Consider the following 6,186-nt stretch of genomic DNA (forward strand, 5'->3'; position numbering starts at 1 on the left):
CTGGCCCCCAGGGTCCAGCTCTTCATCCACTGGCTGGCGGGGTTGCTGGCCGCCCATCTCGGGGGCACCTCAGAGGCGGCTGCGCCTTGAGCGAAATTCCCTCGGCGAGAGGGCAAACGCCTCCCGAAAGAAGCGGGTAAAGCTGCTCTGGCGGGCAAAACCCAGGCGCTCCCCCACTGTCTGCAGGGGGAGGGCGGGATCCTGCAACAGGCGACAGGCCTCCTCCCGGCGCACCCGCTCCAGCAGGCCCGAGAAGTGGCACCCTTCCTCCCGCAGATGGCGGTTGAGGGTCCAGCGGGTCAGCTTGAGGTGCTCGCACACCCCATCGAGCAGAGAGGAGGCCTCGGCGCTCTCTTGCCACAGCTGCTGGCGGATGAGTGCCATCACCCTGTCCCGGTAGCGGCTGCTTGGGCGAAGCTGGGCCATCTGCCGGTCGAGTTCCCCGAGCAGCAGGGGTTGCAGGGGCAGGTTGCACTGCTCGTGGGCGAGATCGAGCAAGGCGGCGGGGAAGCGCAGCTCGAAGGCCGCCCCCTGTTGCAACCGCCCTTCCAGCCAGCCTGCCAGCTCACGCCACAGCCTGGGGCGTACCGGGGTGGGCAGCACCAGCAGCCCCTGGCCCGGGTGGTAGAACTGGAGCAGGGCATAGAGGTGGCAGAGGTTGGCCAGGCTGCTCAGGGCGATGACGTCCGGATGATCGGACTCCGAGTGGTAGCTGATCCTGGCCTGTCCCTCTTCTTCTTGCAGGCGGATCTCGTCGCTCTCGCCGATGAGGGGGCGGTAGGCGAGAAAGAAGTGCAGGGCCTGGCGAAGGGTGGCGGCGTTGCAGCACAGGCTCGCCAGCGACATGAAGTCGGCAAAGAGACCGGGGAGGGCGGGGGGCGTCCAATCGAGGGCCAGATCCATGTGGGGGGCTGCCCCGGCCAGCAGACGGAAGTGGCGCCCGGTGTCGAGCCGCCCCTGGGGGATCAGCAGCTCTTCGTGAGCGATGCCGCAGGGGTGCAGGAGGGCAGCAGGATCCCGCCCGCGGGCCTGCCAGTGGTTGAGGCAGTGCAGGGCAATCCGGTTGGAGACGGTCTTCACGGCAAAAATCCTTGTCAGCGGTGGCCCACCATCATCGGCCAACGGCGGCGGATTGCCGTGAGCCAGCGCCGCTTTCATGTTTCAGATTTGTAACCAAGGGTAACCCTGCAACCCTTTTCACACTTTTCAATCCTGCTCCCAACCGGCAACTTCCTGCACCCGACGGGCAAGTGAGAGGGGCCGCTTTTGCATAGAGTGGCCACTCCTACACACACAAGGAAGATAACAACAATGAAACACCACTCGCTCTCCCGAACCCGTGTCGCCCTCGCCATCGGGGCCCTGCTGCTGGCAGGGTGCAACGACAACGACTCCACCCCCAAGCCCGAGCAGCCGGTTCTGGGCCACCGCACCGTCACCCTCATCGAGCAGGACGGCCTGCAATTCAAGGATCTCGATGGCAGCGGCACTCTGACCCCCTACGAGGACTGGCGCCTCGGCGCCGCCGAGCGGGCCCGGGATCTGGTGGGCAGGCTCACCCTGGCCCAGAAGGCAGGGCTGATGATGCACGGCACCCTGGTGCTGGACGGGGCGGGGCGGGTGAACCTCGCGGCCATGGACAAGATGCTGCGCGAGGACGGGGTCAACACCTTCATCACCCGCATGGCCGGTGATCCGGCGGCCATCGCCGCGGACAACAACACCCTGCAGGCCCTGCTGGAAGGAGTGGGATTCGGCATCCCCATGACGGTGAGCACGGATCCCCGCAACCACTTCACCCATGATCCCAACGCCACCAGCATCGGTGCCGGGGCCTTCTCCCAGTGGCCCGAAACCCTGGGGCTGGCCGCCATCGGCGATGCTGCCCTGGTGCAGCGCTTTGGCGACATCGCCCGTCAGGAGTACCGGGCCGTCGGCATCCACGAGGCCCTCTCGCCCCAGGCGGATCTTGCGACCGAGCCGCGCTGGGGGCGCATCAACGGCACCTTCGGGGAAGATAACCTGCTCGCCAAGTCCCTGGTCAAGGCCTACATCGAGGGCTTCCAGCAGGGGAGCGAGGGGATAGGCAAGGAGAGCGTGGTCACCGTGGTCAAGCACTTCGCCGGGGCCGGTCCCCAGAAGGACGGGCTGGATGCCCACAACCCCTGGGGCAAGGAGCAGGTTTACCCCGGCGGCCAGTTTGCCTACCACCTAGTTCCCTTCGAGGGCGCCTTCGAGGCCAGGGTGGCCGCCGTGATGCCCTATTACGCCATGCCTCTGGGCCTGACCCAGGATGGGCAGCCCGTCGAGGAGGTGGGGTTTGGCTTCAACCGCCAGATCATCACGGATCTGTTGCGGGGTCACTTCAAGTTTGACGGCGTGGTGCTGAGCGACTGGGGCATCGTCAATGACTGTGACAGCCGCTGCGAGCAGGGGTTGACTCAGGATGAAGTCAATGCCGGGGTGAGCCCCTGGACCGTGCCCTTTGGCATGTCCTGGGGCGTGGAGAAGCTCACCAAGGCCGAGCGTTATGCCAAGGCCATCGACGCCGGGGTGGATCAGTTCGGTGGCGTGGAAGACCCAGCTCCCTTGCTGGCGGCGGTGCAGAGCGGTCTGGTGACCGAGGCGGCCATCACCACTTCGGCCGAGCGGATCCTGGCCCAGAAGTTTGCCCTCGGGCTCTTCGAGAATCCCTATGTGGATGCCGAGGCCGCGGTGGCCCTGGTGGGCAAGACCGAGTTCCAGCAAGAGGCCCAGGCCGCCCAGGCCGCGTCCCACGTGCTGCTGAAGAACGAGGGGGCCCTGCTGCCGCTGAAGGCGGACGGCAAGCGGGTCTATCTGCACAATGTCAACGCCGAGGTGGCCAGGGCCAACGGCTATACGGTGGTGACAAACCTGGCCGACGCGGAGCTTGCCATCGTGCGGGTCAACGCACCGGGTGAGCAGGATCCCCGTTTCCCGTTTGGCAGCATCCACTTCGGTCAGCTCGGCTTTGCCAGCAATGATCAGGTGGTGCAGGAGACGGCCCACGAAGGGGTCTACCGCGGCGCGGATGACTATGCCGCCATCCAGGCCATCGAGCAGGCCGGGGTGCCCATGGTGCTCTCCGTCTATCTGGACAGGCCCGCCATCCTGACCCAGGTGGCCCCGGCGGCTCAGGTGCTGCTGGCCAACTTCGGCGCCCTGGATCAGGCCCTGTTCGATGTCATGAGCGGCACCCAGAAGGCACGCGGCAAGCTCCCCTTCGAGCTGCCCTCCAGCTGGCAGGCGGTGCTGACCCAGTCCCCGGACGTGGCCAAAGACTCACAAAGCCCGCTCTATCCCTACGGGGCCGGTCTGGCCTATTGACGGACAGGGATGTTCTGTCTCTCATCAAGGCGCCTTCGGGCGCCTTTTTCATGGGGCGGTGGTGATGGCCACGCCTGTTGGCCAGCGCTGCTGGTGGGAGAGAATGTGGTCCAGATGAGGAGCATTTCAGAACCAGCCCGGTTGTTATACTCTGGGGCACCCATGAGAGGGGCACTGGCAAATAATATCTGGACACCTGGCGGCCGGCATATCGGACAGCGTGGGTGGCAATAATAAAAATGGGCGAGGTAGCTATGCACCATCACAATAACGAAAAAATATTTGATCCAGATTTTTTGTCCAGCCTGGGGCCCGGCAAGACAATCACCATCCCGGTCACCTTTATTCAGGACCTGACCAGGGCCGCGTCCCTTCAGGATGTATTGAACGTGATGGCGAAGTGGATATTCCATCTTTTTTCTGCCGAACGGGTCAGCATCACCATCAAGGAAAATGAAGACTCCCTGACGCTCTATTCGGTGATGGGCAACAATGCCATTCCCATGGATTTTCTGGTGCCCATTCAAGGGACCATGGTGGGCCGGGTATTTTCGACCGGCATGCTGAGAATATGCGACGACCTGGCCCAGTCCGCGGATCTCGATTGCGAGATGCTCTCCCGGCACGGCATGGGCTGCTGCATGGATGCCCCCATGATTCAGGGGACGGTCAGTATCGGGACCCTGAATGTCGCCCACCACGAGAAGGGCTATTACACCGCCGACCACGCCATGGTATTGCAATGTCTGGCGAACTGGCTGGCCCTCAATATCCAGTTGCACCTTCAAATCGCCGACATGGAGCAGCAGGCCTGCACGGATTATCTGACGGAGACCGCCAATCGCCGGGCCTTCATGAATGAGGGAGAACGGCGGCTGATATTGTCCAGGCTGACGGGCACCCCTTTTATCATCGCCATTCTGGATCTGGACCATTTCAAACGTCTCAATGACCGATATGGTCATGTCGCCGGGGATCATGCATTGAAGGCGGTGGCCAGCCTCGTCAAGGGCAACATGAGGCAGGAGGATATCTTCGCCCGCATCGGGGGAGAGGAATTTGCCATGATCATGACGGGGGGTGACAGCGAGCCCCCGTTTTCCGTGCTCGACCGCCTTCGCGCCCTCATCGAGGCCCAGGTGATCGAGTACGAGGGCGAGTCCATCAGGCTGACCGCGAGCATCGGGTATTCATCCTCGTCACCTGAAGACGGCGCCCTCAGCACCCTTCTCAAGCGGGCGGATGATGCCCTCTACGCCGCGAAACGGCGGGGCCGCAACCGGGTGGAATTCACTCCCGGCTAGTGCGAAGGCCCGGCGAGGGCAGGGAAGAGAGTGTCCCTGGGCGCCTTCGGGCGCCTTTTCCATTGCCCCCATCGACAATCCCGGTTTGGCGCAAGGGGTTGGCTTGGGCATAATGGCGCCCCGGCAACGGGTGCGGTGGCCAGCGCGGCAGGCACCCGGTCACAGTGCACAGGAGATGAGATGAAATTTATCGGAGCCCACGTCAGTGCGGCGGGCGGGGTGGAAAACACCATCGCCCGGGCCAAAGCCATCGGGGCCAACGCCTTCGCCCTGTTTACCAAGAACCAGCGCCAATGGCAGGCGGCGCCCCTCTCCGAGGCCAGCATTCGCGCCTTCAAGGCCGCCTGCGAGAAGGAGGGCTTTCGCCCCGAGCAGATCCTGCCCCACGACAGCTACCTCATCAATCTGGGTCATCCCGACCCCGACGCCCTCGCCAAGTCCCGGGATGCGTTTTTGGACGAGATGAAGCGCTGCGAGCAACTGGGGCTGTGCTACCTGAACTTCCACCCGGGCAGCCATCTCAAGCAGATCCCCGAGGCGGTGAGCCTCAAGCTCGTGAGCGAGTCCATCAACTGGGCGCTGGAGCGCAGCGAAGGGGTGACGGCGGTGATCGAGAATACCGCCGGCCAGGGTACCAACCTCGGCTGGTCGTTCGAGCATCTGGCCACCCTCATCGACGGGGTAGAGGACAAGAGTCGGGTCGGCGTCTGCTTTGACACCTGCCACGCCTTCGCCGCCGGTTACGATCTGCGTACCCCCGAGGGGTGCGAGGCGGTGTTTGCCGACTTCGACCGCATCGTGGGGTTCCAGTACCTCAAGGGGATGCATATCAACGGCGCCAAGTGTACCTTCGGTAGTCGGGTCGACCGTCACCACAGCCTGCGGGAGGGCAACCTCGGCGAGGCGGTGTTCCACCACATCATGAACGACGACCGTTTTGACGGCATCCCGCTTATCCTCGAGACCATCGACGAGTCCATCTGGGGCGAGGAGATAAGCTGGCTGCGCAGCCTGGCCGGGAGCCCGCGCCCGGCGTGATGCCGGGGTCCACATTGGGTAGCAAGGAGAGACGATGCACGACGAGACAAGGGCGCCCCTGCGCTTTGGCATTGCCGGGGCGGGGGCCATCGCCCGGCGTTTTTGCCGCGATGTGAACGGGCACGCCAGGGGAGCCGAGGTGGTGGCCATCGCCGCCCGGGACCAGGGACGGGCGGACGAGTTCGCCCGGGATCTGGGGCTGCCCCACGCCTATGGCAGCTATGAGGCCCTGGCCGCCAGCCCCGAGGTGGAGGCCGTCTATGTGGCGGTCATCCACCCGGAGCACGCGGGCCTGGTGAGGCAGATGCTGCTGGCGGGCAAGCACGTACTGGTGGAGAAACCGGCGGTGACCCGGGTAGCGGATTGGGACGCCCTGGTGGCGCTCGCCCACGCACGGGGCCTGCTGCTGCTCGAGGCCATGAAGGTAATGTGCTTCCCCGCCATGCGCGCCCTGTTGCAGCGCCTGCCCCTGCTGCCGCCGCCGCGCGAGCTGCGG

The 6,186-nt window shown here is 64.6% G+C and carries 5 protein-coding genes; 4 read left to right on the forward strand and 1 reads right to left on the reverse strand.

From position 1 onward, the window contains the following. Positions 1 to 69: 69 nt before the first annotated feature. Positions 70 to 1,080 carry a helix-turn-helix transcriptional regulator gene (locus AACR77_RS07115; RefSeq protein ID WP_042880579.1) on the reverse strand — a complete coding sequence of 337 codons (1,011 nt, stop codon included), beginning with the start codon at positions 1,078 to 1,080 and terminating at the stop codon, positions 70 to 72. 231 nt (positions 1,081 to 1,311) lie between these two features. Between AACR77_RS07115 and AACR77_RS07120 the strand changes: the two genes are divergently transcribed. The 4 genes from AACR77_RS07120 to AACR77_RS07135 form a co-directional block, all read left to right on the forward strand. Continuing rightward, on the forward strand, positions 1,312 to 3,348 hold the full coding sequence (locus tag AACR77_RS07120; protein ID WP_042880581.1) for a glycoside hydrolase family 3 protein: 2,037 nt from the start codon (positions 1,312 to 1,314) through the stop codon (positions 3,346 to 3,348). Between the two features lie 254 nt (positions 3,349 to 3,602). Further along, a complete protein-coding gene (locus AACR77_RS07125) occupies positions 3,603 to 4,652 on the forward strand; it encodes a sensor domain-containing diguanylate cyclase (RefSeq protein WP_081999408.1) in 1,050 nt (349 codons plus the stop codon). A gap of 180 nt (positions 4,653 to 4,832) precedes the next feature. Further along, the gene (gene nfo / locus AACR77_RS07130; protein WP_042880583.1) at positions 4,833 to 5,690 is read left to right on the forward strand and encodes a deoxyribonuclease IV; all 858 of its coding nucleotides are present in this window, start codon (positions 4,833 to 4,835) and stop codon (positions 5,688 to 5,690) included. 34 nt (positions 5,691 to 5,724) lie between these two features. Continuing rightward, positions 5,725 to 6,186, forward strand: a 462-nt coding sequence (locus AACR77_RS07135; RefSeq protein WP_042880585.1) for a Gfo/Idh/MocA family protein, incomplete at its 3' end; no start/stop codon positions are given.

Origin of the sequence: Aeromonas sp. ZOR0002 (assembly GCF_963866995.1) — a bacterium.
GTDB classification, from domain to species: domain Bacteria; phylum Pseudomonadota; class Gammaproteobacteria; order Enterobacterales; family Aeromonadaceae; genus Aeromonas; species Aeromonas caviae.

Excerpts from the sequence above, each read along its gene's own strand:
- AACR77_RS07125 (WP_081999408.1), top strand. The coding sequence starts at position 3,603 with ATGCACCATCACAATAACGAAAAAATATTTGATCCAGATTTTTTGTCC.
- nfo (WP_042880583.1), top strand. The coding sequence starts at position 4,833 with ATGAAATTTATCGGAGCCCACGTCAGTGCGGCGGGCGGGGTGGAAAAC.
- AACR77_RS07120 (WP_042880581.1), top strand. The coding sequence starts at position 1,312 with ATGAAACACCACTCGCTCTCCCGAACCCGTGTCGCCCTCGCCATCGGG.